25 protein-coding genes are annotated in these 25,616 nt (G+C 51.7%); 12 read left to right on the top strand and 13 right to left on the bottom strand.

From position 1 onward, the window contains the following. The first annotated feature begins 68 nt into the window (after positions 1 to 68). The 4 genes from NZM04_10680 (at position 69) to NZM04_10665 (ending at position 3,148) form a co-directional block, all read left to right on the top strand. Entirely contained in the window at positions 69 to 491 is a 423-nt protein-coding gene (locus NZM04_10680; protein MCS7064480.1) for an EamA family transporter, read from the top strand. Between the two features lie 130 nt (positions 492 to 621). Then, complete coding sequence (locus NZM04_10675) at positions 622 to 1,350, top strand: metallophosphatase family protein (protein ID MCS7064479.1); 729 nt, start codon at positions 622 to 624, stop codon at positions 1,348 to 1,350. Between the two features lie 76 nt (positions 1,351 to 1,426). Next, a complete protein-coding gene (frr, locus tag NZM04_10670) occupies positions 1,427 to 1,987 on the top strand; it encodes a ribosome recycling factor (protein MCS7064478.1) in 561 nt (186 codons plus the stop codon). A 120-nt stretch (positions 1,988 to 2,107) separates the two neighbouring features. Beyond that, positions 2,108 to 3,148, top strand: coding sequence for an ATG16 family protein (locus tag NZM04_10665; GenBank protein MCS7064477.1), 1,041 nt, complete (start codon positions 2,108 to 2,110; stop codon positions 3,146 to 3,148). On the opposite strand, the gene NZM04_10660 is transcribed toward NZM04_10665, so the two are convergent. From NZM04_10660 to NZM04_10635, 6 genes are all read right to left on the bottom strand, one after another. Further along, positions 3,129 to 5,834, bottom strand: coding sequence for an ATP-dependent DNA ligase (locus NZM04_10660; protein MCS7064476.1), 2,706 nt, complete (start codon positions 5,832 to 5,834; stop codon positions 3,129 to 3,131). The two genes, NZM04_10665 and NZM04_10660, sit on opposite strands and share 20 nt — an antisense overlap. Positions 5,835 to 5,852: 18 nt before the next feature. Then, the gene (gene dprA, locus NZM04_10655; GenBank protein ID MCS7064475.1) at positions 5,853 to 7,124 is read right to left on the bottom strand and encodes a DNA-processing protein DprA; all 1,272 of its coding nucleotides are present in this window, start codon (positions 7,122 to 7,124) and stop codon (positions 5,853 to 5,855) included. Between the two features lie 103 nt (positions 7,125 to 7,227). Beyond that, positions 7,228 to 8,340 (bottom strand): DegT/DnrJ/EryC1/StrS family aminotransferase, encoded by a 1,113-nt coding sequence (locus NZM04_10650; GenBank protein ID MCS7064474.1) that lies wholly within the window; start codon positions 8,338 to 8,340, stop codon positions 7,228 to 7,230. Between the two features lie 52 nt (positions 8,341 to 8,392). Beyond that, a complete protein-coding gene (locus NZM04_10645; protein MCS7064473.1) occupies positions 8,393 to 8,587 on the bottom strand; it encodes a hypothetical protein in 195 nt (64 codons plus the stop codon). Further along, a complete protein-coding gene (locus NZM04_10640) occupies positions 8,571 to 9,320 on the bottom strand; it encodes a hypothetical protein (GenBank protein ID MCS7064472.1) in 750 nt (249 codons plus the stop codon). Before NZM04_10640 ends, NZM04_10645 begins: the two co-directional genes overlap by 17 nt. Positions 9,321 to 9,453: 133 nt before the next feature. Then, on the bottom strand, positions 9,454 to 9,906 hold the full coding sequence (locus NZM04_10635) for an NYN domain-containing protein (protein MCS7064471.1): 453 nt from the start codon (positions 9,904 to 9,906) through the stop codon (positions 9,454 to 9,456). A 100-nt stretch (positions 9,907 to 10,006) separates the two neighbouring features. On the opposite strand from NZM04_10635, the gene NZM04_10630 reads away from it, so the two are divergent. From NZM04_10630 to NZM04_10605, 6 genes are read left to right on the top strand one after another with little or no spacing between them, the layout of a single operon-like run. Next, on the top strand, positions 10,007 to 10,519 hold the full coding sequence (locus tag NZM04_10630) for a metallophosphatase family protein (protein ID MCS7064470.1): 513 nt from the start codon (positions 10,007 to 10,009) through the stop codon (positions 10,517 to 10,519). A gap of 46 nt (positions 10,520 to 10,565) precedes the next feature. Continuing rightward, on the top strand, positions 10,566 to 11,876 hold the full coding sequence (locus NZM04_10625) for a bifunctional UDP-3-O-[3-hydroxymyristoyl] N-acetylglucosamine deacetylase/3-hydroxyacyl-ACP dehydratase (GenBank protein ID MCS7064469.1): 1,311 nt from the start codon (positions 10,566 to 10,568) through the stop codon (positions 11,874 to 11,876). Between the two features lie 12 nt (positions 11,877 to 11,888). After that, the gene (gene lpxA, locus NZM04_10620; GenBank protein MCS7064468.1) at positions 11,889 to 12,665 is read left to right on the top strand and encodes an acyl-ACP--UDP-N-acetylglucosamine O-acyltransferase; all 777 of its coding nucleotides are present in this window, start codon (positions 11,889 to 11,891) and stop codon (positions 12,663 to 12,665) included. A gap of 51 nt (positions 12,666 to 12,716) precedes the next feature. Continuing rightward, the gene (locus NZM04_10615) at positions 12,717 to 13,646 is read left to right on the top strand and encodes a zinc ABC transporter substrate-binding protein (protein ID MCS7064467.1); all 930 of its coding nucleotides are present in this window, start codon (positions 12,717 to 12,719) and stop codon (positions 13,644 to 13,646) included. After that, positions 13,637 to 14,395, top strand: coding sequence for a metal ABC transporter ATP-binding protein (locus NZM04_10610; GenBank protein ID MCS7064466.1), 759 nt, complete (start codon positions 13,637 to 13,639; stop codon positions 14,393 to 14,395). Before NZM04_10615 ends, NZM04_10610 begins: the two co-directional genes overlap by 10 nt. Beyond that, positions 14,388 to 15,221 carry a metal ABC transporter permease gene (locus NZM04_10605; GenBank protein ID MCS7064465.1) on the top strand — a complete coding sequence of 278 codons (834 nt, stop codon included), beginning with the start codon at positions 14,388 to 14,390 and terminating at the stop codon, positions 15,219 to 15,221. Before NZM04_10610 ends, NZM04_10605 begins: the two co-directional genes overlap by 8 nt. A gap of 42 nt (positions 15,222 to 15,263) precedes the next feature. On the opposite strand, the gene NZM04_10600 is transcribed toward NZM04_10605, so the two are convergent. From NZM04_10600 to NZM04_10580, 5 genes are all read right to left on the bottom strand, one after another. After that, the gene (locus NZM04_10600) at positions 15,264 to 16,490 is read right to left on the bottom strand and encodes a CinA family nicotinamide mononucleotide deamidase-related protein (protein ID MCS7064464.1); all 1,227 of its coding nucleotides are present in this window, start codon (positions 16,488 to 16,490) and stop codon (positions 15,264 to 15,266) included. Positions 16,491 to 16,510: 20 nt separating this feature from the next. Further along, positions 16,511 to 19,489 (bottom strand): preprotein translocase subunit SecA, encoded by a 2,979-nt coding sequence (gene secA / locus NZM04_10595; GenBank protein ID MCS7064463.1) that lies wholly within the window; start codon positions 19,487 to 19,489, stop codon positions 16,511 to 16,513. A gap of 67 nt (positions 19,490 to 19,556) precedes the next feature. Continuing rightward, the gene (gene ybeY, locus NZM04_10590) at positions 19,557 to 19,985 is read right to left on the bottom strand and encodes an rRNA maturation RNase YbeY (protein ID MCS7064462.1); all 429 of its coding nucleotides are present in this window, start codon (positions 19,983 to 19,985) and stop codon (positions 19,557 to 19,559) included. Further along, a complete protein-coding gene (locus NZM04_10585; protein ID MCS7064461.1) occupies positions 19,909 to 21,498 on the bottom strand; it encodes an HDIG domain-containing protein in 1,590 nt (529 codons plus the stop codon). The genes ybeY and NZM04_10585 overlap by 77 nt, the downstream gene beginning before the upstream one ends. Continuing rightward, entirely contained in the window at positions 21,495 to 22,478 is a 984-nt protein-coding gene (locus tag NZM04_10580) for a PhoH family protein (GenBank protein MCS7064460.1), read from the bottom strand. The genes NZM04_10585 and NZM04_10580 overlap by 4 nt, the downstream gene beginning before the upstream one ends. 161 nt (positions 22,479 to 22,639) lie before the next feature. Between NZM04_10580 and def the strand changes: the two genes are divergently transcribed. Beyond that, positions 22,640 to 23,194, top strand: a complete 555-nt coding sequence (def, locus tag NZM04_10575) for a peptide deformylase (protein MCS7064459.1) — start codon at positions 22,640 to 22,642, stop codon at positions 23,192 to 23,194. Positions 23,195 to 23,255: 61 nt separating this feature from the next. After that, complete coding sequence (gene rsmA, locus NZM04_10570; GenBank protein ID MCS7064458.1) at positions 23,256 to 24,053, top strand: 16S rRNA (adenine(1518)-N(6)/adenine(1519)-N(6))-dimethyltransferase RsmA; 798 nt, start codon at positions 23,256 to 23,258, stop codon at positions 24,051 to 24,053. Positions 24,054 to 24,060: 7 nt separating this feature from the next. Here the strand turns inward: rsmA and NZM04_10565 are convergent, their stop codons facing one another. Then, a complete protein-coding gene (locus NZM04_10565) occupies positions 24,061 to 24,387 on the bottom strand; it encodes an iron-sulfur cluster assembly accessory protein (GenBank protein ID MCS7064457.1) in 327 nt (108 codons plus the stop codon). Between the two features lie 4 nt (positions 24,388 to 24,391). Next, on the bottom strand, positions 24,392 to 25,504 hold the full coding sequence (gene obgE, locus NZM04_10560) for a GTPase ObgE (GenBank protein ID MCS7064456.1): 1,113 nt from the start codon (positions 25,502 to 25,504) through the stop codon (positions 24,392 to 24,394). Between the last annotated feature and the right edge of the window lie 112 nt (positions 25,505 to 25,616).

Below are 25,616 nucleotides of genomic sequence, written 5' to 3'. Positions count from 1 at the left end.
GGAAACAAATCTCCCAAATCCCTTCCGCTCCCCTCTCCCTACAGCTACACTCAATCTGCTTTTTCGCTATGAAAACATGGATACTCTACGCCTTAATCTCAATGACCTTCGCAGGCTTCACCTCTGTGATCGCCAAAATCGGCCTAAAAGACATCTCCGGCGAGCTCGGCCTCGCCGTGCGCACAAGTTTTGTCTTTCTCCTCATCATGGGCTTTACAGCGTTCTCCGTGCCCGCAAGCCAACTCGCTGCCCTCACCGCCCACCATTTCCTCTGGCTCGGTCTCTCAGGGCTCACCACCTCTCTCTCTTGGATTTTTTACTACAAAGCGCTCAAAGACGGCGAAGTCTCGATCATCGCCCTCATCGACAAAGGCAGCATGGTCGTCGCCATTCTCATGGCTTTTCTGATTTTGAAAGAACCGATTACTCTCAGAACCCTCCTCGGCGCTTTCTTAATGATTGCCGGCCTGATCACCATCATCCACAAGTGACGCCTATCTCTCCTACTTTCATCCCTCGAGCTGCCTCGCGCGCAGCAAGGCCCACCCCCGTTTATTTACTATTCATGCAGCAAATTCTTATCTATCCTTTCCCGCCTACAATATCGACCCCATAGTCTCTATGAATAAAATAGCCATCTTCAGCGACGTCCATGCCAATTTAGAGGCGCTCCAAGCTGTCCTCAAGGACATGGAATCACAAGGGGTCGATATGCACCTCTTCCTCGGAGATGTCGTCGGCTACGGCGCCAATCCCGTCGAATGCCTCGATCTCATCGGCAACCTCGAATGCCCCATGATCCTCGGCAATCACGACGCCGAAGTCGCCGGCGATCACCGCCTCGACAACCACCGCGAAACCGTCCGCCTCGCCCTCGAATACTCCCGCGGCCAACTCTCCCGCGAACAACGTCAATTCCTCGCCAAGCTCCCCCTCGTCGGACAAATGAACGACTTCATCCTCGTCCATGCCTCCCTCCACGAGCCAGAAAAATGGAACTACGTCGACACCATGGCCGAAACCATGGCACATTTCAAAGAACAAAAACTCGTCGGCTGCTTCCACGGCCACACCCACATCCCAATGGTCTGCGAACTGCGCACCTCCCATCTCACCATCTACCGCGACCCCAAGCACGTCCTCACCTCCTCAGGCCAATGGCTCGTCAACGTAGGCTCCGTCGGCCAACCTCGCGATAAAGACCCACGCGCCTGCTACGTCATCTACCGCCCCGAGCAAAACACCGTCGAATTCCGCCGCGTCCCCTACGACATCGCCCTCGCACAACGCAAAATCCGCAAAGCCGGACTCCCCGAATTTCTCGCCACACGCCTCGAGCAAGGCCGCTAGTCCCCACCCCGCGCTTTTGCCTTGTCGCTACGTCCCCGCGCCGCTAGGAAACGGGCTGTAAAAATCTTGCCCGCCTATGTCCCTCGACGAAATCCTCCTCCACGCCGAAGAGCACATGGAAAAAACAGTCGCCGTCACCCACGACGAATTCGCCTCAGTCCGCAGCGGAAAAGCCTCCGCCGACCTCGTCAACAACATCCCCGTCGACGCCTACGGCACCCACATGAAGCTCAAAGAGCTAGCCGCCATCACCACCCCCGATCCACGCCTCATCCTCATCCAACCCTGGGACGCCAGCAACGTCGACCCCATCCGCAAAGCCATCGAAGAATCCAAAATCGGCATCACACCCGTAATCGACGGAAAACTCATCCGCCTCCCCATCCCGCCCCTCTCACAAGAGCGCCGCCAAGAATTAGTCAAAACCATCAAACGCATCGCCGAAGACGGCCGCGTCGCCATCCGCAACACCCGCCGCCACGCCCTCGAACAAGTCAAAGCCGCACAAAAAGCCGGCACCCTCACCCAAGACGACGTCAAACTCGCCGAAAAAGAAATCCAAAAACTCACCGACACCTACATCGAAAAAATCGATCAAATGGTCGCATCCAAAGAAACAGAGCTGATGAAAGTTTGATCCCACCCCCTTCTTTCTCTTTCCTTCCCCTCTTCTTTCCTCCCTTTTCCTTCTTTTTATCAACGATTTACAAAATCCAATTGCTTGACAAACAATGTTTGTATGCGACATTTTTAATTCGTGAACAGCCAGCCTTCTAACTCCGAGCCCCCTCCCTCCAATCACTCAACCAATCACCCAGCCACCCACACCACCATCCACCTCGCGCTCAATCGACCCCTCTTCTATACCCTCCTCACCCTCATCACAACAGCAATACTTGGCCTCGGCCTCTACACCCACCACGAACGCCAAGAACGACAACGAATCTGGGAAGAAGCCCAACGCCGCATCGAGACAGAAACCCTTCTGGCCCAAGCCCGCAGCCACACCGATCGCGCCCGCGCCTTCTCCGACGAGCTCATCACTCGCCATGCCACCTACCTCGCCGCCACACAAAGCCGATCCATAGACCTAGCCTTCCTCCAGCAACTCTACAACCGCACCGAAACCGCACTCCAAGAAGCTGAGAAACTCATATCAAAAGTTGACACTCTCTACGCCCCCACACAAAGTTCACAAAAGAAAACCCCTCAGCCCTACCCTGACAGCTATACATCTCTCCAAGAAGAAATCTCCCAACAACGAGCAGAACTCAAACGCCTAGATACCCTCCTCGCCGAAGCCCAACGCCACCATGCATCACTTCAAGAAAAAGAAACCGAAGCCCAACGCCTCGCCGAAGAAAAAGCCCGCGCCGAGCAACTCGCTCTCGAGAAAAAGCTCCGCGAAACAGAAGCCCAACTAGCAGCCGCCCAAGCACAAGCCCTCCCCAAAGCCACTCCTGCTCCAACCGAAGAACCTGCAGCCGTCCCTGCAGTTGAGAAAAAATCGCAACTCTCGGAAGCCCCTTGGCGCCCTGCACCACCGGCCACCTTTGCATCCCGACTATCACGCCTAAGTCACTCGACAACGCCCAGTCATTCGACAACGATAATCGTAGATCGAGTCATTGCTCCACCGCCCTTATTTTGCTTTGAGCCGATCTACCACTGGCCAACCTGCAAAACGATCTACGCGTATCCTTACCCTCTTTCCCCCCATTACACTTGCCCATTCTCTTACCCCCACCGGCGAGTGCGCGGCGGAATTTCTATAGGGGTCACGATTCCGATCCGCTAGCCTTATAGGCAAGGCTGCGACAAAAACTAAGCGTATCAATTTCCTCCGGCGTCTTGTCGTGTCGAATCGTCACGATACGCGGAAAACGCAAGGCCAGGCCACAAGGATAACGTGAACTCGGTGTGATGGCGTTAAAAGCAACTTCCAGGACCACCGTCGGCTTCACAATCAACCGCCCCTCCTCTTCCCGAATCGTCGTCGCGAGAAAGTGCTGAGTTAACGCCTCGATTTCACGGTTGGTCAGGCCTGAATAGGCCTTGCCGATGACGTGCAACTGCCCGTCGTCATCGCGCACCGCAAACGTATAATCCGAAAGCATGCCCCGGCGTTTCCCGTGACCGTATTGCACGGCCACCACGACAACGTCGAGAGTATTAAACGGTTGCTTGTATTTGATCCAAAACTGACCGCGTTGCCCTATCGTGTATAGGCTGCGAGGATTTTTAATCATCAAGCCTTCGTGTCCCTCCAGACGCGCTTGTTGAAAGAAGGCTTCTAGTGCGGCCTCGCCACGGAGGATCTTCTCTTGAGCGACAAGAATGGTGGGACGCGGATTTTCAGCAAGCCGAGATAAGAAAGCTTTGCGTTCTCTCAACTCTCGATGAAGGAGAGACTCACCCTCCCAGTAGAGACAGTCGTAAAGGATCAAGGCTACAGGAATTTCGCTGCCGAGAAATAAGTCGTGCTCCTGTCGCCCCAGTCGCCGTTGAAGCTGAGTAAACGGAAGCGGACGACCCTGTTGCCACCCCAAAACTTCGCCATCAGCGATGAAATCAAATGGCAGAGAAGCCGCATCAATGGCTATCTCTGGGAAGGTGTCTGTGATGCAGCGAAGCTCGCGCGAATAGAGCTCGACACGAGCGCCTTGCTTGTGGATTTGGCAACGAATGCCGTCATATTTGTATTCAGCCCACAATTCCTGCCCCATATGCTGGATGATCGATGCTGCTGTCGGAAGAGGCGTCGCAAGCATAAATGGGATCGGATTGAAAACTTGCAAAGTGACTTCCGGCAAAGAATTGTTTTGGGCAGCCAACGCCACACGGCCGATGTCGCCGCATAGAAGCAGCGCCTCCCGCACCAAGCGTAGCGGTTGAGAAAAAGCCGCAGCTATGCCTTCCTCGACAAGTCCCTCCTTTAAGCCAAGGCGCAAATCTCCAGTGACGAGCTTGGAGAGGTATTTAGCCTCAAGCGGGGTGATACAGCGAAGGGTGTTGGCCGCGATATGGACTTTCTGTAGGGAACCAGATGTGTTGCTGATCAGCTCAAACCACTGGGCGACTTGTGTAAGCGGCCAAGGCTCAGATTTCGTTTTGCCTTCAAGCAGACATTCAGTCGTCGTAGCGCTATCTCCAGCGCTGCGGTAGATCTCTTTGAAATCGCTCTCTGTGCATTCGGCGACTTCAAGCACAGCACGCTTCATTAGCGACCAAGAAAAGTTCAACGTGCGCGAAGATGCCGTGGGATAGACGCGGCCCGAGAAATACAGAGCTGCCAGAGGCAGAGTTGTGGAAGATAATTTGGCTAAATATTGAGCTAAGACTCGCACCTTAGATTTTTTGCTGGATAGCTCAGCGATCTCTTCTGCGGCTTGAGCAAAGGCCAAAAACGTCTCGGGATCTGGCTCCCGTGCGATTATTTTTTTTCGTGAAGGGAGGGATAATGATTTGAAGTTGGGACGCCGCTTGGACTGGTATTGTTCAAAGAAATCGAGCTGGTTTTCCTGACCGAGCGCCCATGCTTCGATGCCGAGTTGACGTAGGGTCTCTGCAAATTCGACTGCAAAGCCATGCACGGTGTAAACGCGGCGCGGTTTCACCATGCGGACTAATTCGAGAAGCTCGTTGTAGTCTGCATGGTCGGACAACGGAAAAGCCGCGTCGCAGCGGTAGCGGTAGATTGCGCCGGGATCGAGTGCCCAGCCGCTAATTAAGGCGACGCGCCGCGCGGGGATGTTCTTCATCCATGCGGTCCCATTCATCTGCGGTGGAGCGAGGATCACCGCTTCGCCGCGTTTTTTGTAGCTGTGTGGAATCTCGGCATAGGATCCAAGTGCATAGCCGAGCTGTTCATAGGCTTGAGCGATTTTGTATGCTTGCGGATGTAAGTAAAAAGGGACATCGAGATGAGGCGTAAGACGGGCTAGTAGTTCCTGGGTTTTTCCAAGTGAATAGGCGAGAAGAACAGGCGTTTCATCATCCTCCAAAGTAGCACGACAAAAATCTAGGATCTGTCGGACTGTCTTTTCTGTAGGAGGCATGACGTAGTGCGGCAGTCCATAGGTCGTCTCCATGATCAAAATATCAGCTCGAGGGGGAGCCGCTTTTTCTGCTGTGAGTGAGTCGCGCAGCTTGAAATCTCCGGTATAGAGAAGGGATTGATGGCCGTCGTTTAGCTCAATCATTGCTGAGCCTAAGACGTGACCTGCCGGGTATAGAGTGGCTTGCAAGCCGGTGTTGATGGTTTGCGGTGTAGCCCAAGGCCAGGCATCGATCGTCGTCGATAAATCGGTGCGACAACTGATAAGATGAGCAGTGGGTTGAGAGGCGTGGGCATGTTGATGCGCTGAGAAATGGTCAAAATGAGCATGAGAAATAAAAGCTAACGGCACCGGGTGGCGCGGATCGAGCCAGTATTGGTGATCGGGGAGATGAATTGAGCCGGAGTAGGTGACTTGAAAGGACATCGCAGACTTTCTTGGAAATCATGCCGTCCGAACAAAAAATTTGCCTGGAAGTTGACGGATAAGTTTCTTCATTTCGAGTCGGAGCAGCGTGGAGGAGACTTGTTGAGCGGGCAGACCTGTGGTGGCGATAAGATGGTCTATGGGGATTTCTTCTGTGCCGATCGCGTCGAAAATTAGACGTTCAGTTTCCGACAGTGAGGCAGGAATGGGGCGACTGCTTTGCGGCTCAGGAATGGGTGGGAAGAGGTATTGGAGCTCTTGTAATATATCTTGTGCATCCTCGACGAGCTTGGCGCCTTCTTTGATAAGCTGGTGGCAGCCTTTGGAGTGGGGAGAATCAATCCGCCCGGGGACTGCAAAGACTTGGCGGCCTTGCTCGAGTGCAAAACGTGTGGTGATCAAGGCGCCGCTGTCTTTGCCGGCCTCGATTACTAGGACGCCAAAGCTCAGGCCGCTGATGATGCGGTTGCGCATGGGAAAGGTCTGACGGTCGGGCTGGGTATCCAGAGGAAACTCACTGATCAAACATCCACCGCTTTCGATGATTTTATCCGCTAATGGAGTATTTTCTGGCGGGTAAATATGAGAAAGGCCGCATCCTAGGACTGCCCATGTCGTCCCCTGAGCAGCCAGCGCGCCTTGATGGGCGTAGGAGTCGATTCCGCGCGCTAGGCCAGAGACAATCGGCACGCCGGCGTAGGCGAGTTGGTAGGCGAGCTTTTTTGCTGTTTGTTCACCGTAATGTGAAATCGAACGCGAACCGACAATGGCTAGGCTACGCGGCCATTTTTGGGGGACTGTGCCGCGGATGTAGAGAACGAGTGGTGCATCCTCGAGCTCGCGCAAAGCCTCTGGATAGGCGGCATCGGATGGGACTAGGATTTGGATTTGTCGCTGGTTGGCTCGTGAGAGCTCCTTTTCGGCCAATTCGATGGGATTTGAGTTTTTGATCGCTTGAGCAATTTCGTGACCAATGCCGCGGACTGCGGTCAATTCATTCGTCGAGGCTTGGAATATTGCTGCCGGTGAGCCCAGTGTTTCAATTAAGCGACGGGCAGTGATGGGGCCGAGCCGAGGCACTTGATTGAGTGCGACGTAGGCTTCCAGATCGGTCATTGGGGTATTATTCTTGCTTTTCCTGAGGGGTGCAAGAGGGGCTTGGTGAAAAGGCTGTGAGAGGACTCGAAAAAGTAAGGGCGGACGCCCGCCAAGGAGGAGGAGGATGGTTCCAGTAAAGGAACGCGAGCGTCCGCTTATACGTTTTTGTATTAAAAAATTTAAAAAAAGCAAGAACTATTTACTAATTCGTGCAAACAGTATCTTTTTACGCAAAAAAGGCGACAAAGGGGCCTTGTGAAGGCAAGGATATGGAGTTGGTGGCTCTGGAATCGGGCTATCCGTTTTTGTTGAAAAATAGTCGGATAGCATGAACGACCTTTTGCAAGGCTTCTTCGGTTAGCTCGGGATAGATTGGAAGGGCCAAGACTTCGCGTGCGGCGGCGCGAGCTTCAGGGCAGGAGCATTTGTGATAACCGAGTTGAACGAAAATTGGCTGATCTGGCAGAGCGCGTGGGTAGTAGATCTCAGTGTAAATTCCCATGTTTTGCAGATGAGCGCGTAGGGCGTCTCGTTGCTTAGTGCGGATCACGAATTGGTTATAGGTGTGGCGGTAACCGTCAAGCGTGACTGGAAGCGATAAGCCTTCGATATCCGATAAGTGATGGAGGTAGTAGCGGGCGTGTTGTTGGCGGGCTTCGTGCCAGCTTTCGAGATGAGGTAGTTTGATGCTGAGAATTAGAGCTTGTAGGGCATCGAGTCGGAATGCGCCACCGATGCCTTCGTGGACGTAACGTTCTTTTGAGCCTTGCGCGCGAAGCATTCGCAGGCGTATCGCGTCTTCATCGCGATGTGCAGTAAGTGCGCCGGCGTCGCCAAAGGCGCCCAAATTTTTAGTCGGATAAAAACTAAAGGCCGCCATGCGACCGAAACTTCCTACTCGGGCTCCATGAATCTCAGCCCCGATTGCTTGAGCAGCATCCTCGATGACTTCGACGTTGTGACGCATCGCCCAAGCCAAGATTTCTGGCATCGGAGCGGCATGGCCAAAAAGATGCACTGGGATGATAGCCTTGGTGCGAGAGGTCAAGAGGCTTTCTAGCAGATGTGGATTGAGATTGTAGGTGAGGGGATCGATGTCGCAGAAAACGGGTTTTGCTCCACGTCGCACGACAACGCTAGCAGTAGCGAAGTAAGTAAACGCGGGCACGATCACTTCATCGCCTGCTTGAATTTCTAAGGATTCAAGGGCGAGCGCGAGAGCATCTGTGCCTGATGATACACCGATTGCATGAGGTGTATGGCAATATCGAGAAAGGTGTCTTTCAAAGTTTTCTACGGTCTCTCCTAAGATGAGCTGTTGTTTAGGGAGAAAATCTGCGATGGCAGAAAGGATTTCTTTCTCAAGCGCTGCGTATTGCGCTTTGAGGTCGAAAAAGGGAACGACCATGTCTGTGAGAAGCTTAGATCAAAAAAGAGTGCAGATGGTAGAAGCAGATTAGTCAGTAGCCACCCGGACGTCCTGCTCCCATGGCATCGGCTACAGCTCCCATTTGACCATAGCCTTCCCAACGTTGGGGTTTATTCCATGGGACGGTGGATACACGTTTGTTTTCAGTGTTTTTTTCTGTCGTGGCGCAGCCGATGAAGCTGGAAATGATGGGGATGAGGATGATGGACTTAATTAAAGACTTCATCGCCGATTTGGATTTCTCCTCTGGTCGCGTCTGGGATTATGTCAGCGACGGCTGTTTTGGCTTCTGTGGAGGTGACGCGTAGTTTACCAATATACTCTTTTCCACGGTATACGATCAATTCCCCTCCAGGGATGAGACCGTCTTTGTCGCCGATGTTGAGCACGACAAAGCCCCAATTTTTATTTACATTGACGATACGACCGGATATGCCTGGGGGCAGCTTTTTGTCTGGCTTGCGACGAATGAGGTCGTTCAAGCGGTTGATTTCTTTTTGTGCAGCAGCCAGTTGTTCATCGATGATTTTGCGTTCTGCTTGTAGGGCTTCAAGTTTTTCAGTTGCGGCGCGGGCTTCTTCTGATTTTTCACCTAAGGTTCGATTTACTTCGGCAAGCTTAGCCTCTGCTAGGGCCATTTTTTCTTTGGTTTGGACGAGCTCTTTCTCGAGGCTGCTGAGTTTTTCTGTGGCTTCATTGAGAGACTGAGTTAGACTTTCAGCTTTACTTCTCGCCTCGGAAAGTTGTGTTGTGGTAGCTTCGAGATTTTGTTTCGTTGCCGAAAGTTCGGATTCGGTTTGGTTAAGTTTGTTTGTGGTTTGTTCGAGATTAGTTTTAGTGACGCTTAGGTCGGCCTTAGTGGTATCGTAGCGACCGGTTTTGAAGAGGAATGCGAAGATGCCAGAGAAGATACCACCGATTAACGCTAATATGATGCCAATTTTAGCTATAGATTCCATAGGGTCTGGGGGCAGTTCGTAGAGTAAGCATAGATTTAGGGATGAGGGATTAAATGGCAAACTTTTTTCTAATTTTTTTGGATTAAGTGATATCGGGTTCTTTCAGTAGAAGCATTTTGCAAAAGCAGTAGAGTTAATGCCTTTCCCAACGTGCTTTTCGATTGATGCGGCGAAGGGAGTCCTGGAGGGTTTCTCGCGCAGCTTTACATTCTTGAAAAAACCAATCGGGCGTGAAAACGTGGACACGAGAGGAGGCGATACTCTGGGTTAGGGCAACGTCTGCTGTGACGACAAAGATATCTTGCGATGGAGGTATTTTTTGACAGAGCTTTTCGATGAGGGCATCGGCGGTCAGGTAAGAGTCTGCGAATATAATTTCCAATTTGCAGCTTCTGGAGCAGCTAATACCTCGGCTTTTGAAGTTGCCGTCAAAGAAAAGGACGGTCCTCCAATCTCGAGTATCGCTGATATGTTGAGCTTGAGAAATCAAATAATCAATTGCAGTGGTTGGCCGGCGTTTATAGTCCTGTGTAAGAGTAGGGTGATGAAAAATAACATTATGCCCGTCAATCAATAGCCATGGCATGAGTTAGTTTTTTTGGAAGCGGAGCTTGAACTGCTCGCGTTTGCGTTTGATATAGTTTTTCCTGCGTTTGCGTTTGATAATAACGTTATGTTGCTTTCCCATGAAAAACTTTATGCATGATGCGAGCGGAGTTCGTCAAGCCGAAGCCCACGAGATCGGCCAAACAAATACGCCTGAGCGGATCGGCGTGATGGCCGATACGCACAACATTTTACCGCCAAAAGTTGAGGAGATTTTTACAAACGTCGAAGAAATCTGGCACCTCGGGGATGTGTGTGAATCTTGGATTTTGGATGCTTTGCGAGGGATATGTGATCGAGTGTTGGCTGTGAGGGGAAATAATGACTGGGATTTATCATTGCCGCAGAACTGCGAGTTGAGGCGAGGCAGAGAGACATTTTTTCTGGCACACATTATACCTGATCGTCCACTAGTGGCCTACGACTGGGTATTGTATGGACACACCCATGTCCCGCATCTCGAAGAGACAGGACGTCCGAAATACCTAAACCCGGGAGCAGTGGGACGCTGTAACCGAGGTGCTCCTCCTTCAGTCGCGCTTCTGCATTTGATGGAGGGCGGCAGGTATCGCGCAGAAATTGTTCCGCTGTAAATCGTCGTCTTGCCATAAAATAGGCGCGTAAGCTAACACTTGCGATATGTCACCTCAATTTCAGCACACCTTGGCTGGCTCTGGCTCGATATCTGGAATATCACTCCACACAGGGAACAAGGTTACATTGACCTTAAAGCCGGCCGCTCCGCATACGGGCTATGTATTTCAACGAAAAGATTTACCCGATGAGCCGACGGTTCATGCTCACATTGATAATGTGAAGCAAATGGAGCGCGCTACTACGCTGGGTGAGGGCAACGTTAAAATTCACACAGTTGAACACGTCCTAGCTTCGCTGCGCGGATGCGGTGTGGATAATGCGATTATTGAATTGAACGCCAACGAAGCGCCGATCCTAGACGGCAGCGGGCGTGAGTTTGTTGAGTTGATCCACAAAATTGGTCTGCAACAACAGGAAGCGCCACGTGTCTATTTCGAGCTACGAGAGCCGATCGCTGTGTGGGGCAAAAACGGCGCTTACTCAATCGCTTGGCCATCGGATCACTTCCAAATATCGTGCACCAACGCCAATCACACTGGTCGATTCACACAGTTTCTACACTGGAAAGAGGATGAAACAAAGTTCCCACAAGAGATTGCACGAGCTCGCACCTTTGTTTTCTATGAAGAAGTCCAGCCTCTTCTCGAAAAAGGACTAATCAAAGGCGGCAGCTTAGAAAACGCCGTAGTGATCAAAGATGAAACCATCCTTTCCAGCGAGCCTCTGCGTTATGAAGACGAATTTGTTCGGCATAAAATTTTTGATGTGATCGGAGATCTAGCGCTTTTTCCGTTACGCATCAAAGCCCATATTCACACGGCAAAACCAAGCCATGCGCTGAATGTCGAGCTGACGAAAGCCATCTACAAGCATTACAAAAATTATCTCGCGCAACTGATGCCAGTTGAAAATATCCCCACGGGCGAGGGCGCGCTTGACGTCAACGAAGTCATGAAGATTTTGCCTCATCGTTATCCCTTCCTGCTGGTGGATCGTATTTTAAAATTCGAAGGCCCTAACAAGGCTACGGGCCAAAAGTCCGTAACAATTAACGAGCCTTTTTTCCAAGGCCATTTTCCAGGGCATCCGATCATGCCAGGTGTCCTCCAACTCGAAGCGATGGCACAAGTCGCAAGCATCCTCATGCTTCGCCAGACGGGCAATGCCGGGCGTTTGGGCTACTTTATGAGCGCTGATGCTGTCAAATTCCGAAAGCCTGTGATGCCAGGCGATACCTTGCTCATCGATGTTGAGCTGCTCAAGGCACGCGGGAAAATTGCAAAAGCTAAAGCCGTATGCACAGTTAACGGCGAAATTGTCTCCGAGGCTGAGCTAATGTTTGCCCTGGTGTAGTTTTAATTTTACATGCCGACCATTATTCATCCCACAGCTATTGTAGAACCTGGAGCATACTTAGACGAGAACGTCACGGTAGGGGCTTACGCTTACATTGGAAAAGAAGTCCAGATCGCATCCGGCACGCGAATCGATCACCATGCCTCGATCGTCGGCAAAACCAAAATCGGCAAACATAATCACTTCTTTCCCTTCGTTTCGATAGGACAAGTAACTCAAGACCTCAAATACCAAGAAGAGCCCACCTTTCTTGAGATCGGCGACTACAACACATTTCGTGAATTCTGCACAGTCAACCGCGGCACCGCTCCACATGCCCGCACGCTCATTGGAAATCACAACCTCTTTTTAGCCTACGTTCACATCGCCCACGATTGCCAACTCGGTGATCACATCATCATGTCCAATAACGGCACCTTAGCCGGACACGTCATCGTTGAAGATTACGTCGTTATAGGTGGACTTTCTGCAGTTCACCAATTCTGTCGTATCGGCTCGCATAGCATGATTGGAGGTTGCACAAAGATCGTCCAGGATGTGCCCCCCTATTTCATTGCCGACGGTAACCCCGCTGATGTTCGTGCCGTGAATACAGTTGGACTGCAGCGTCGTGGATTTGCTGATGAGACCATTAGAGTCATTCGGGACGCCTATAAAATCTTATACGACCGCACTCTGAATACAACCCAAGCCCTCGAAAAAATTTCTGCCACATTGCCTTCCACAAAGGAAATTCAGCATCTTGTTAACTTCGTTCGAAACTCGCGACGCGGCATCATCCGATGATAAATGCAAATCATTTGCATTTATTTCAGCCATCACATATTCTCGTCCCTCATGAAACCAGAGCTAGCGATTTGGCCTAGTCTTATAGGAATTCTCCTGTTGTCGTCACAATCTTATGCCACAGCGCGTCTACAAATCATCACCACTATCCTGCCTCTCACCGCTCACACACTCAGTATTTGCGGCGACCGAGCAACTGTTCATCAACTCGTTCCTCCCAATGTGGGTCTGCACGATTATCATCCAAAACCCAGCGACCTACGAAAGCTTCACAACGCTGATCTGATTTTCATCAACGGCATACAGCTAGAACCCTGGATCGAAGACTACACACGCTCAGCAAAAAAAACGATCTCCATCATAGACACCAGCCGTGGCATTCAGACACTCGACGATCATGATCTTGCCCTAGAAGGGTGCACGCATTCTCATGCAGATGACGGCGGAGCTGCACGTCATCACCACCATCACGGCCCCAATCCACATGTCTGGCTAGATCCACTGCTTGCGAAACAACAAGCTGAAAACATCCTCAAAGCGCTCATCGAAAAAGATCCTGACAACAAATCTTACTATCAAACACGCGCTGCTACTTACTTTGCACAATTAGAAAAATTACATAAGGATTTCCAAAATGCACTTGCGCCCCTCAAAAAAAAGACCCTGCTCACTTTTCACAATTCATTTCTTTACTTCGCCAAGCGCTATCACATCCGTTATCTTGGATTTGTAGAGCAGCTCCCGCATCAGTCCCCATCGCCGAAGCGTGTAGCAAGACTGATTGAAATCATTCGTCAAAATCAAGTTCAGGTCATCTTTACTGAAGTAGGTTATCCCCCGAAGCTCTTAGAAACTCTCTCAAGAGAAACACGCACACGGATAGCCTCTCTCGACACCATTGAAACGGGTAAACCTCATCCCGACGCATACATCGATGCAATGGAAAACAACCTTCGAGTTCTCAAAAAAGCATGGCAGTAGAGCTCTCTTCGACAAAAATTACACCTACTCCTTGGCAGATTCGACTCACCGACGTCACTGCTGGTTGGGCTCAAGAGACAGTCCTCCAAAAGATCAACCTCACCATCCAACAAGGCGACATCCTAGCAATTATCGGCCCAAACGGCGGAGGGAAAACAACCCTCCTGCATGTCATTCTTGGTCTTATTAAACCCACGAGTGGCCATGTCGAAATCCAAGGTTCGCCGCGCCTCGGTTATCTTCCTCAACGTCTTCTCGATGACCGACACATCCCTGTCACAGTCTTTGAATGGCTTCAAGTCTGCAGCGGGACGTTCAGCCCCTTCCACTGCTCTACTACCTCTTCACACATCGAAGATATCCTCCGACGTTTTCTCCTCCACCCGATCGCTCACAAGCGCCTCGATCGGCTCTCAGGGGGTGAACTTCAACGCGTGATGCTCGCAGCAAGCTTCATTCAAAATCCAGATCTGCTCATTTTAGATGAACCTACCACCGGAGTTGACCCCGCAAAAGAAACGGCACTCGAAGATATCCTCAAACGTGAAATTCTCGATAGCGGGCTCAGTCTCATCGTCGTAAGCCACGACCTTCACTGGATCAGCCGAATTGCCAAAAAAATCCTCTGCCTAAATCGTTCTCACTTTGCCTTAGGTGACGCATCGGAAATGTTGAGAGAACACATTCTCTCCTCCCTTTACGGCTGGAGCGCGCCGCCTCCTTCTACTCACCCTTGTTGCCATGCTTGAGATTTTTGAACACGATTTCATGCGGCTTGCGCTTCTATCCATGGTAATTCTCGGCCCCGCATGCGCACTCATGGGAGTTTTTATCACTCTGCGCGGCATGTCATTTTTCAGCGATGCCATCGCGCATTCCACAATAACGGGCCTAGCTCTAGGCCTTTTAATACAAGACGCCCTCTCCACAACTTTCCCGACGCTTCTAGTAGTGCTCTTCTATAGCCTATTGATGGCTATCTGCATGGCATATCTTTTCACTCACACGCAACTTCGTCCCGACACCATCATCGCCTTCTCCCTCACAGGAAGCGTCGCGCTAGGCATCATTCTGATTCAATACCAAGGCAAAGCGCGCCTTCTCGAAGGCATGCTCTTCGGCGACATCTATGCCAACACACCGGCCGATCTCCTCATCCAAGCGGGCTTACTGATTGCGATCCTTATTTTTGTTGCTTACTACAGCGAACGATTTCTCATGCTCATTGTGCAACCTGACATGGCCCGAGCGCGCCAGTTGAACGTCACACGGTTAAATTTTCTCTTTGCCGTAATGATTGCAGCGATGATCACGGTGTGCCTCAAAATGCTCGGGGCACTTCTTCTCACTGCGATCATCGTCATACCGGCAACCTCTGCACGATTCATCGCGCGGAGCTTCCGTCACATGCTTCTCATGGCTGCTCTGATTGGCCTTATTGGAGGCGCCGCCGGGGTCGTGCTCTCTGCAGCCCTCGATACTTCCACAGGAGCGACGATTGTCCTTACCCATATCGCTATCTTATTTGCGCTCCTTGCGCCCCAGATATGCCTCAAGGCTGCTTCTAAATCATGATTGTGGTGTAAGGCCAGCCTTCTGAGACCTTGATTAAGAAGCTCATCCTATCCTCATCCTAAGCCCATCCAGAGCACACTGCGCAACTCTCAATTTGAAACTTTCACGATCCATTGGAAAAAAGAGACGTTCCACTTCAGTTGTGCCTCTCCTGTTGGACCAAGCGACGTAGCAAGTTCCCACAGGATCACGATCCGTTCCTCCCGAAGGACCAGCGTAACCCGTGGTCGCCACAGCCCAGTCTGTATCGGCTATTTCTCGGGCTTTAGAGGCCATTGAGCTCGCGACCTCTGACGATACGACACCGTATGTCTCGATGTATCGAGCTGGCACCTTCAACATCTCCAATTTCATCTCGACTGTGTAAGCGACCCATCCGCCCCGTAAAATTTCTGAGGCACCGGGGACATTCGTCAACCGATGAGCAATCAAGCCGCCCGTGCAAGATTCAGCTAGTGCCAACGTCAAGCCGCGCTCTCTTGCCATCTGAACAATCCAAAACTCTAAAGGTTTTCCGTCGCTTCGGAAAACGCGTTCTCCGAATTTTTCACTAAAAAATGCTGCTGCCTTTTCAATCGGCTTATTTTCTTTGGCGACAAGACGAATGTCCACTTGGCCATTCCGTGCACAATAACCATACTCCACACCTGAGAGATTTTTGAGAAAATCTTCTACAGCCTCTGCTACGACGGACTCGCCAAGGCCGACGAGGCTCCAAATTGCTTGAATCGGCTGCGGAAGTTGTAGGCGGCTTCTTAGCCTTGGAATCACATGGTCGTAGAGCATGGGGTTGAGCTCACGCGGTGGGCCCGGTAACAAAATCAACGTTCTCTCTTCACCTTTCCATTTTGTATCGAACCAAAGGCCTGGAGCAGTTCCGTGTGGGTTTGGAAGCGGCTCAGCGCCTTGGGGAACGTATGCTTGACGGCGGTTATTTTCCGTAGGCTGGCGATTACGGCGACTAAAGAAAGCCTCTATCTGCCTCCAGACGGCATCGGAAAATTCCAAAGGAGCTGCGAGTAAGTCTGCGACGATTTCGCGCGTGAGGTCGTCTGAGGTTGGGCCTAATCCGCCTGTGATAATGATGTAGGAAGAACGCTCTAGCGATTGAGCGACCGCATCACGAATTGCATTGCCGTCTGGGACTGTGGTTTGCCTCTGGATCCTGAGCCCTAGCGGAAAAAGAGCTTCTGCAAGAGTAGCTAGATGCGTATTAATTGTGTGGCCTAAAAGCAGTTCACTGCCTGTATTGATGACTTCAACCTTCATCAGCAGCAACAGGGTCTAGTTCAGACTTTGATACAGGTCTTTTCACCTAAGGCCCCACAGCAGTTTTTGAATTTTTTGCTGGGATCGAGTGGGCAAGGGTCGTTTCGTCCCAATTTTGGCCCCATGCGTCGGATGGGGATGATGGGCTTGTGAGGCTGTTTATCAGTGGTGGAGGAGGATTCACCTTTTGTCTCCGTCACACTATGGCTTTCGGTTGGGTTGGTTGCTGATGGTGCTGATTCGTGGATAAGGCGCTGGGGGAGCGCGGTGAAGAAGCGCTCAAAGGCTTCTAGGCTTGTTGCGGATCGAAAGACGTTGTGAACGATTTCATTTTTGATCCGCATCATGAGGTCTTCAAACATCGAGTAGGCTTCATTTTTGTATTCGATCAGGGGATCTTTTTGACCGTAGGCGCGCAAGTTGATGGATTGGCGAAGGCCGTCCATGGCGTAGAGGTGTTCCTGCCATAGCCGATCAATTGCCGAAAGAATCATCATTCGCTCAAGTGAAGTGATCGCCTCAGGTTGTTCAAATTTGACTTTGAGTTCATAAGCAGCTTTGACTTTTTCGAGGAGGAACTGCGCGATTTTCTCGGGGGAGGCGTTGGCGTCTATATCCTTAAGGGAAAGGCCAAGGGGAAACGTATTGTTTGCCCAATGAATCAGGCCTTCGATGTCGTGATGGGTCGCCGTAAGCCGCGATTGCACTTGGGACTGGATGACTTCTTGGATGACTTCAAACACAAGCTCGCGGGGGTTTTCGGTCTCGAGGACTTCATCTCGGTATCCATAGACGACGGTGCGTTGCATATTCATCACGTCGTCATATTGCAATGTGTGTTTTCGGATCATGTAGTTGCGCTGCTCAACGCGTTTTTGCGCTGTCTCTACGGCTCGGTTCAGCCAAGGGTGCTCGAGTTCCTCATCGTCTTTCATTCCGAGACGAGTCATGAGGTTGCTGATGCGGCGTGAGTCGCCGAAGTTTCGCATTAAGTCATCTTCGAATGAAATGTAGAAGCGCGACATTCCGGGATCGCCTTGACGAGCGCAGCGGCCACGGAGTTGGCGATCGATGCGGCGTGCTTCATGGCGCTCGGTGCCGATGACGTAAAGGCCGCCTAGCTCGGCGACACCTGGGCCGAGTTTGATATCTGTGCCACGGCCCGCCATGTTGGTTGCGATTGTGACAGCGCCTTTTTGGCCTGCACGAGCGATGATTTCGGCTTCTTGTTGGTGATATTTGGCGTTGAGGACTGCGTGGGGGATTCCTTCGCGTTTCAGCATTCTTGAGATGATTTCGGAAGCTTCGACGGAGACTGTTCCGACCAGCACAGGTTGGCCTTTTTGGTGGGCTTTTTTAATTTCTTCAATGGTGGCGTTGTATTTGGCGCGGCGAGTTTTGAAGATGGCATCATTTTTATCGATGCGGATGCAGGGTTTGTGAGTGGGAATGACGACGACATCGAGTTTGTAGATGTCGTGGAATTCGTTGGCTTCGGTTTCCGCTGTGCCGGTCATGCCTGCAAGTTTTTCGTATAGGCGGAAATAATTTTGAATGGTGATCGTGGCTAAGGTCTGCGTCTCGCGATCGATCTCAACGCCTTCTTTGGCTTCTACGGCTTGATGTAAGCCATCGCTCCACCGGCGGCCTGGCATGAGGCGGCCAGTGAATTCATCGACGATAATGACTTTGTTATCTTGGACGACGTAGTGGACGTCTTTTTCGAAGAGGCAGTAGGCGCGGAGGAGTTGAGAGATGTGATGGATGCGCTCATTGGTCTCGTCGTAGAGTCGTTGGAGTTTTTGTTTTTCTTGGTCTTTCTCATGTTGAGAGAGGGGGGACTGATCGATTTCATGGAAACGGGTCAATAAATCGGGTAATGTAAAGGCTTCGGGGTTGTTGGGGCTGAGAAATTGACGGCCGCGTTCTGAGAGGTCGACTTCGTTGTTGCGCTCATCGATGGAGAAGAGCAATTCGTCTTTGAGCTTAAAAAGCTCGACGCGGCGTGTGTCTTGGTAGAATGATAATTCGGCATCGTCCATGGCGCGGCGGTGGACGGGATCTTCGAGGAGCTTCAGCAAGGGTTTGGATCGCGGCATGGCGAGTTTTACCTTAAACATTAAGCGGCCATATTCGAGGGGGGGTGCGCCGGCTTCGATCATATTTTTGATTTTTTCATTGAGGGCGGCCACTTCTTTGGCTTGCTCTCGCACGAGTGCAGCTACAGCGGGTTTATATTTTTCGTATTGGTGGGTAGAGACTGTGACTGGGCCTGAGATGATGAGAGGGGTGCGTGCTTCGTCGATTAAAATGCTATCGACTTCATCTATGATGGCATAGATGTGTCCGCGTTGGACTTTGTCTTCTTTGCGGAGTGCCATTCCGTTGTCTCTTAAGTAGTCGAAGCCGAACTCGCTGTTTGTGCCGTAAGTGATGTCGCAGGCGTATTGTTGCCTGCGGACGTGTGGCGGTTGATCGTGCTGGATGCAGCCTACGGTGAGCCCGAGGTAGCGATAGAGCTCGCCCATCCACTCGCTATCGCGAGCGGCGAGGTAATCGTTGACTGTGACGACATGGACGCCTTTGCCTGTGAGAGCGTTGAGATAGACGGGTAAAGTGGCGACGAGGGTTTTTCCTTCACCTGTGGCCATTTCTGCTATTTTTCCTTGATGGAGGACGATACCTCCGATGAGTTGGACATCGTAGGGGATCATTTCCCAGACGATGGGGTGGCCGCGCACGTTGATGACACGGCGGGCTTGTGTGAAGCGGCGACAGGCGTTTTTGACGGTTGCAAAAGCTTCTGGTAGTAGGTCGTCGAGTGTTTCTCCTTGTGCTAGGCGGTCTTTGAAGCGTGCGGTGTTTTTTAGGAATTCAGCTTCTGGGAGCTGTTGGTAGGAGGCTTCGATTTCGTTGATTTTGTGGACTATGGGCCATAGGCGTTTTATTTCGCGTTCGTTTTTGGTTCCGAAAATTTTCTTGAGGATCCACGAGATCATAATTTGGGGAGATTGTCGGATAGGTTATCATGAATTCGTTTTTTGCGTAGGAAAAAGGCAGGCATTTTTATAGGAGCTCACGGATTTGGTTGTGGATGGAATTTTGGATGCGGTGCATGATGCGGCGTTTGCTGGGGGTGGTATCGGTGAAGCCGCATAGGTGTAGAAGGCCGTGAAGGCCGTATAATGCGATCTCTTCGATGGGAGAGGTGTTGTAGTGTGGAGCATTTTCTATGGCGACAGCAGGACAGATGAAGATTTCGCCGTGGTGGAAGGTGATGACGTCGGTGGGGGTGGGGTCGTTTAGGAAGCGTTTGTGAAGGGCGGTTATTGTCTGCAGAGAGACGAGGTGGATGGAGACAGTGGGGGGGAGGGCTGTGCGGGTGTGAGGAAGGAGGGTGAGAGAGCGTAGCCAGTAATTACGAAGAGGTCGAAGCGGGAGTCGTGGACTTTGGGGATGACGGTGGATGTGGAGGTGAGGGATTGTTTTTTTCATGCTTTGGGTATGCGATGCGGGAGTGGAGGATGGATTTTAGGGTGGTGGTGAAGGAGTCCTTGATGATTTCTAGTTCGTTGAAGGTGAGGTGGCAGTCTGTGAGTTGTTGTTGGTTGATTTTTTGGCGAATGATATCTTGGACGAGGTCTTCGATCCGTTGAGGAGTGGGTTTTTGTAGGGATCGGGAAGCTCCCTCGATGGCGTCAGCCAGCGAGACGATGGCGATTTCTTTGGTTTGTGGGCGTGGACCTGGGTATCGGAAAGGTTCTTGTGAGATCTCGTCGGTGGGTTCATCTGGCATGTCCATGATTAGCGAGCCAAGGCGTGCGTCTTCGGCTTGTTGTAGGGCGCGGCGATAGAAGTAATAGACGATGGAGTCGCCGTGGTGTTGTTGGATGGCGTCGAGGATTTCTGGTTGGAGTTTGTGTTTGATGGCGAGGTCTAGGCCTTCTTTTACGTGGGAGATGATGATGAGTGCGGACATGGTCGGTGTGAGTTCTTTGTGCGGATTGTCGGAGCCTGCGTTTTCGGTGAAGTATTCGGGTTTGGTCATTTTTCCGATGTCGTGAAAGTAGGCCATTACGCGGCAGAGGGTGCCGTTTGCTCCGATGGCGTGGGCGGCGGATTCAGCGAGGTTGGCGACCATTTGGGAATGTTGGTAGGTGCCGGGTGCGCGGATGGAAAGTTCTCGAAGAAGGGGGTGATTGAGGTCGCATAGCTCGATCCATGAGATGTTGGTGGATATTCTGAAGAGGGATTCGATAAGAGGGAGGAGGCTGTTGACGACCATCGCGGTGAAGATGCCGATGACGAAACAGGCGATGGGTTGTCCGAAGAGAAGGATGGAATTGTAGGGCTGCATGAATGCGAGGATGAAAGCTATGGCTGATGTCGTGGCTCCTGCGATGGCGCCGGCACGAACGATGTCGCTGCGTTTGCGGATATTGTGGCTGAATGTCGTGACGAGGAGTCCAGAGATGAGGTTGAGGACGAGAAAGCTCAGTGTAGGCTCAATCAGGAGGGTGGAGAAATAACTTGTAGTGAGGGTTGCAAAAATGCCAGCGGGTTGCCCTAAAAGAACTGTGAGGAGAAGGGGAGCAAAGGGGATGGTGGTGTAGTAGACTGCGGAGAGAAGGGTGTCTTGTGTCTCGGCGCGGAACCAGTAATGAGTGGCTTGGTGAGCCAAGATATTTAGGGCTATTGCGCTAAGGTGGAGAAAGAGCCGTGAGTTTGTAGCATGAACAGGGGGAAGCAAGATGCGAAAAAGTAAGTAGGTGAGCGGTAATGCTAGTAGTGTGAGGATGCGGGTCTCGCTGAGAGTTAGGAGGGGTGCGGGTGTGGCGTTCCAACTAAAATAGAGGATGAAGAGGGTGAAGAGGGCACAAATCAGTAGGCGTAGGTTTTGGGAGTTATCGAGGCGCTCAAAGAGGACGCGTGGGATTTGGGAGCGGCGCTGCTTCTCAGTTGCAAGGCCTTTTTGAATGAGCAGGCGGCGTTGAAACCAGTGAATCATGAGGGGGTTGTCTGGGCGGAATCATTCCGTTGCCGATGGTTACGGTAGGCGACGATAATTTTTTGCACAAGCTCGTGGCGGATGACGTCTGTTTCTTGGAAGTAGATGAAAGGGATTTCGGGGATGCCTTTTAAGGCTAAGATGGCTTCTTGTAGGCCGGATGGCCGAGATCGGGGTAAGTCGCATTGTGAGGGGTCTCCCGTTACGACACATTTTGAGCCGGGGCCAAGGCGGGTGAGAAGCATGAACATTTGTTCGGGTGTGGTGTTTTGGGCTTCGTCGAGTATTACGAAGGCGTGGGAGAGGGTCCGCCCGCGCATGTAAGCTAGGGGAGCGATTTCGATAGTTTGGCGTTCATTGGCTTTGGCGATTTCTTCGGGATCAAGGAGGATGTTTATGGCGTCATATAAGGGGCGAAGATACGGTAGTATTTTTTCACGTAGATCACCGGGCAAGAAGCCGAGGGCTTCACCGGCCTCGACTGCGGGGCGGGTGAGGATGATCCGTTTGACGGATTCGCTTTTTAGGGCAGTGAGTGCGCAGGCGACTGCGAGGAAGGTTTTGCCTGTGCCGGCGGGTCCTAGGCCAAAGACGAGATCATGACGAGAGATGGCGTCGAGGTAGAGTTTTTGGTTGAGTGTTTTTGCGACAACTGGTGGGCGTTTGGCTGAGGTGTGAATTTTGTTTTCTTGGAGCGAGGCTAGGGGAATGTTTAGGGCTTGCCGTGTATTTTCGATAGCATGAATGAATTCGTGGCGGCGGATGGTCATGCCGAGATTTTTTGCCGTTTGGAGTTCTTGGATGACTTGGCGGACGAGTGCAGTGTTTTGCGGTGTGCCTTGGATTTTGAGCCAACCGTCGCGTGTGATGATTTTGACGGCGAAAGTTTTTTGTAAGATTTCTAGGTGTTGCGGGTCGGCTGTGAGGAGCTCGTGAAGGGCGTGACCATTTTCGAAGTTAATCGTCTCAGTAGTCTCCATGATGAGGGTAGAGGAAAGTTTAGGCCATGTTTTTAGTATAGACTAATCTTGAAGCGAGAATAGGTCAAATATGCTCTTGGCTGGGCGATGGGGGGGGGTTGACGTTGTGGGAAATGATTTTGTGGCTGGATGAAAAGGGGGATGAAAGCTAGTGATGATATATGGCACTGAAGATTGTCAGGTATGGGAATCCGGTGTTGCGTGAGGTGGGGAAACCGGTGACGTTTCCTTTGAGCGAGGGGTGGCGGAGATTGTTGCAGGAGATGTTGTTGACGATGAGGGGTGTGAATGGGGTGGGGCTTGCTGCTCAACAAGTCGGCTACGCTTTGCAACTTGCAGTTATTGACGTTCGCGGTGTAGAGGATCGGCCTAGTCGTTTGTGGCGAGAGGGGAAAGAGGTGGAGATTGAGCGGGAGATGCCGCTTTATTTGATCAATCCAGAGGTTGAGTTGACGAAGTCTAAGCTTAGAGAGAGTGAAGGGTGTTTGAGTTTTCCTAATCTTTCGCTTATGATAAGCCGGTCGAAGCGAGTGCGTTTTAAAACATATGATTTTGAGGGTAGGGTGGTGAATTATGAGGCTACGGGTTTGTTAGCCCGTGCTGTGCAACATGAGTTTGATCATTTACAGGGGCGTCTTTTTATTGACTATCTGAGTGCCTCGGAGCGATCGGAGATTAAGGATAGACTGGATGCAATTAAAAATGGGGAAGACTAGGGTCTCGCATTTATTGGTTGATTTGGGCGGAGAGAAAATAGATAACTTCAAGGGTTGGTAAATGAACTTGAGGGAGATCAGGCAGGCACTCCTGAGTCGGGGGTTAAGGCCTCTGGAGCGATTTGGTCAGAATTTTTTGCATGATGAGAACGTCTGCCGGTTGATTGCTGATGTGATTATTGAGAGTTTGCAGAAGCAGCCATTTGGCCGAGTTTTAGAGGTCGGGCCAGGGCTTGGGGCGCTTACGGAGCATTTGTTGAGTAGGGGGGTGGAAGTCCATGCGGTGGAGATTGATCTTGGGTTGAGTCGATATCTGCAGGACCGGTTTGTTGAGTGCAGGAATTTTCATCTCGTTCAGGCCGATATTTTGGAATACTTGCCGCGGGCTATGGAGCAGTCTTGGGCTGCGATAGTCGGAAACTTGCCTTATAATATTTCAACGCCGATTCTCTTTTCTGTTCTCAGAGCGGCAGAGCTTCCGCGGACTTTGGTGTTTATGGTGCAGGAAGAGCTGGCGGACCGAATCCGAGCACGTCCTGGAACGCCGAATTATGGGGCTCCATCGGTGATTTTGCAGAGGGCTTATAGGATTGAATTTGTGCGGCGAGTGCCATGCCAGCTTTTTTATCCGAGGCCTAAGGTTCATTCTGCTGTGTTGCGTTTTGAAAGGATACGGGAACAGGCGCGGGATCCAGAGTTTGAGTGGTTTCAGGCCGTTGTGCGGCGGGCTTTTCAGTATCGAAGGAAACAGTTGCGGACGATTTTCGCATGCGATCTTGATTGTCGTGCTGAGGAGCTGGCTCCTGACGAGTGGTGGGAGTTTGCACAGAGTTTGCCACGGGGAGGGGACATGGGGTAGGGGTTGTTTATTGGGTGGTGAAGGACGCGCCGCACCCGCAGGTCTGGGTGGCATTGGGATTGCGGATACGAAATCCGGCGCCTGTAAGGGCATCTTCGTAGTGGAGGGTAGCGCCTTGGAGGTAGGGTTTGGCTTGAGGATCAAGATAGACTCGAGCGCCGTGGGACTCAATGATGTAGTCATTGGTGGCGGGCTCGGTGAGATTCATGTGGTATTCTAGGCCTGAGCAGCCTCCTTTTGCGATGTGCAGGCGGAGGCCTAGTTTAGGTTTGGATTCGGTAAGTTTGAGAATTTGTTGAGCGGCTTGAGGGGTGATGTGTAGAAGAGTTTCCATAGTTCTATTTTACGGGAGTTGTGGGGTTGGGCAAGGGAGCGGCAGGTGGGGCTTGGTCGATTTGGCGGAGTTGTTGAACGATTGCTTCGATGAGCTTGGGAATTCCTTCGCGAGTGAGAGTGGAGAGGGGGAAGACGCGACGACGAATTTTTTTTCGAAAGAGGGTTAGATTGTGGGCAGCTTCTGGAAGGTCTATTTTATTAGCAACTATGAGGAAGGGCTTCTCAGCTAAAGAGGGCGAGTAGAGTTTTAGTTCTTTGCGAAGGGTGGCATAATCTTGGGCGGGGTCGCGTCCCTCCGTAGCGGCGATATCGATGAGGATAATCAGCATACGGCAGCGCTCGATGTGTCTTAGGAATTCGTGTCCGAGTCCCACACCCTGATGGGCTCCTTCGATGAGACCGGGGATGTCTGCAATGACGATGGGATGTGAAGTGCCCGGGGTTTCCAGGACGCCGATTTGTGGGGTGAGGGTGCTGAAGGGGTAGGGGGCAATCTTGGGATGGGCGCGTGAGAGGGCAGCGAGGAGGGAGGATTTACCGGCGTTGGGGTAACCGACTAGGCCTACGTCTGCGATGGATTTGAGCTCGAGGACGAATTGGCCGACTTCGCCTGGCTGGCCTTCTTCGTATTCTCGTGGAGCTTGGTGTGTGGGAGTTTTGTAGCTGGCGTTTCCTCTGCCTCCGCGTCCTCCGTGGCAGAGGATGAATTCTTCGTAGGGCTGAGTGAGGTCGGCGATGACTGTGAGCTTTGCACGAGGCGGGGGGAGAGGCGCGAGGCGTTCTTCTGATGCGGGGGCGTGTCGTGGAGGAGGACCGAGGAGGCTGACGACTGTGCCAGGGGGGACTTCGATGATGGTGTCGGCGCCGTTTCGACCTGTGCAGTTGCCGCTTCCACCGGCTTGGCCGTTTTGGGCTCTGTGGTGTGGAGTGAGCTTGAGGTGGTAGAGGTTGTTGAGGTGTGGATTGACTTTAAGGATTACGTGGCCGCCTCGTCCGCCTTTGCCGCCGTCTGGTCCGCCGTAGGGGATGTGGGGTTCTCTTCGGAAGCTGACGCATCCACGACCTCCGTCTCCTGCTTTGGCTAGGATGCGGACGCGGTCGACAAAAGGGGGCATGGTATGTGGGGGTTATGAGATTGAAGGGTATGGAAGTGGGGCCTTAATGCAAGCTGCTAGCTGGCATCAAGGGGTGTGTGGGTGGTGTGTTATTCGGCAACGGGGGGTGTTA

The organism is Candidatus Methylacidiphilales bacterium, assembly GCA_025056655.1.
Taxonomy (GTDB): Bacteria; Verrucomicrobiota; Verrucomicrobiia; order Methylacidiphilales; family JANWVL01; genus JANWVL01.
The sequence above is the reverse complement of the archived record's forward strand: the minus strand, read 5'-3'. Positions and strand labels throughout refer to the sequence as shown.

Excerpts from the sequence above, each read along its gene's own strand:
- rsmA (MCS7064458.1), top strand. The coding sequence starts at position 23,256 with ATGAACTTGAGGGAGATCAGGCAGGCACTCCTGAGTCGGGGGTTAAGG.
- NZM04_10640 (MCS7064472.1), bottom strand. The coding sequence starts at position 9,320 with ATGGAATCTATAGCTAAAATTGGCATCATATTAGCGTTAATCGGTGGT.
- NZM04_10635 (MCS7064471.1), bottom strand. The coding sequence starts at position 9,906 with ATGCCATGGCTATTGATTGACGGGCATAATGTTATTTTTCATCACCCT.
- NZM04_10585 (MCS7064461.1), bottom strand. The coding sequence starts at position 21,498 with ATGATTCACTGGTTTCAACGCCGCCTGCTCATTCAAAAAGGCCTTGCA.
- NZM04_10565 (MCS7064457.1), bottom strand. The coding sequence starts at position 24,387 with ATGGAAACTCTTCTACACATCACCCCTCAAGCCGCTCAACAAATTCTC.
- NZM04_10660 (MCS7064476.1), bottom strand. The coding sequence starts at position 5,834 with ATGTCCTTTCAAGTCACCTACTCCGGCTCAATTCATCTCCCCGATCAC.
- NZM04_10610 (MCS7064466.1), top strand. The coding sequence starts at position 13,637 with ATGGCAGTAGAGCTCTCTTCGACAAAAATTACACCTACTCCTTGGCAG.
- NZM04_10625 (MCS7064469.1), top strand. The coding sequence starts at position 10,566 with ATGTCACCTCAATTTCAGCACACCTTGGCTGGCTCTGGCTCGATATCT.
- NZM04_10675 (MCS7064479.1), top strand. The coding sequence starts at position 622 with ATGAATAAAATAGCCATCTTCAGCGACGTCCATGCCAATTTAGAGGCG.
- frr (MCS7064478.1), top strand. The coding sequence starts at position 1,427 with ATGTCCCTCGACGAAATCCTCCTCCACGCCGAAGAGCACATGGAAAAA.
- NZM04_10615 (MCS7064467.1), top strand. The coding sequence starts at position 12,717 with ATGAAACCAGAGCTAGCGATTTGGCCTAGTCTTATAGGAATTCTCCTG.
- NZM04_10680 (MCS7064480.1), top strand. The coding sequence starts at position 69 with ATGAAAACATGGATACTCTACGCCTTAATCTCAATGACCTTCGCAGGC.
- NZM04_10580 (MCS7064460.1), bottom strand. The coding sequence starts at position 22,478 with ATGGAGACTACTGAGACGATTAACTTCGAAAATGGTCACGCCCTTCAC.
- ybeY (MCS7064462.1), bottom strand. The coding sequence starts at position 19,985 with ATGAAAAAAACAATCCCTCACCTCCACATCCACCGTCATCCCCAAAGT.
- secA (MCS7064463.1), bottom strand. The coding sequence starts at position 19,489 with ATGATCTCGTGGATCCTCAAGAAAATTTTCGGAACCAAAAACGAACGC.
- NZM04_10600 (MCS7064464.1), bottom strand. The coding sequence starts at position 16,490 with ATGAAGGTTGAAGTCATCAATACAGGCAGTGAACTGCTTTTAGGCCAC.
- lpxA (MCS7064468.1), top strand. The coding sequence starts at position 11,889 with ATGCCGACCATTATTCATCCCACAGCTATTGTAGAACCTGGAGCATAC.
- NZM04_10650 (MCS7064474.1), bottom strand. The coding sequence starts at position 8,340 with ATGGTCGTTCCCTTTTTCGACCTCAAAGCGCAATACGCAGCGCTTGAG.
- NZM04_10630 (MCS7064470.1), top strand. The coding sequence starts at position 10,007 with ATGAAAAACTTTATGCATGATGCGAGCGGAGTTCGTCAAGCCGAAGCC.
- NZM04_10605 (MCS7064465.1), top strand. The coding sequence starts at position 14,388 with ATGCTTGAGATTTTTGAACACGATTTCATGCGGCTTGCGCTTCTATCC.
- def (MCS7064459.1), top strand. The coding sequence starts at position 22,640 with ATGGCACTGAAGATTGTCAGGTATGGGAATCCGGTGTTGCGTGAGGTG.
- NZM04_10645 (MCS7064473.1), bottom strand. The coding sequence starts at position 8,587 with ATGAAGTCTTTAATTAAGTCCATCATCCTCATCCCCATCATTTCCAGC.
- obgE (MCS7064456.1), bottom strand. The coding sequence starts at position 25,504 with ATGCCCCCTTTTGTCGACCGCGTCCGCATCCTAGCCAAAGCAGGAGAC.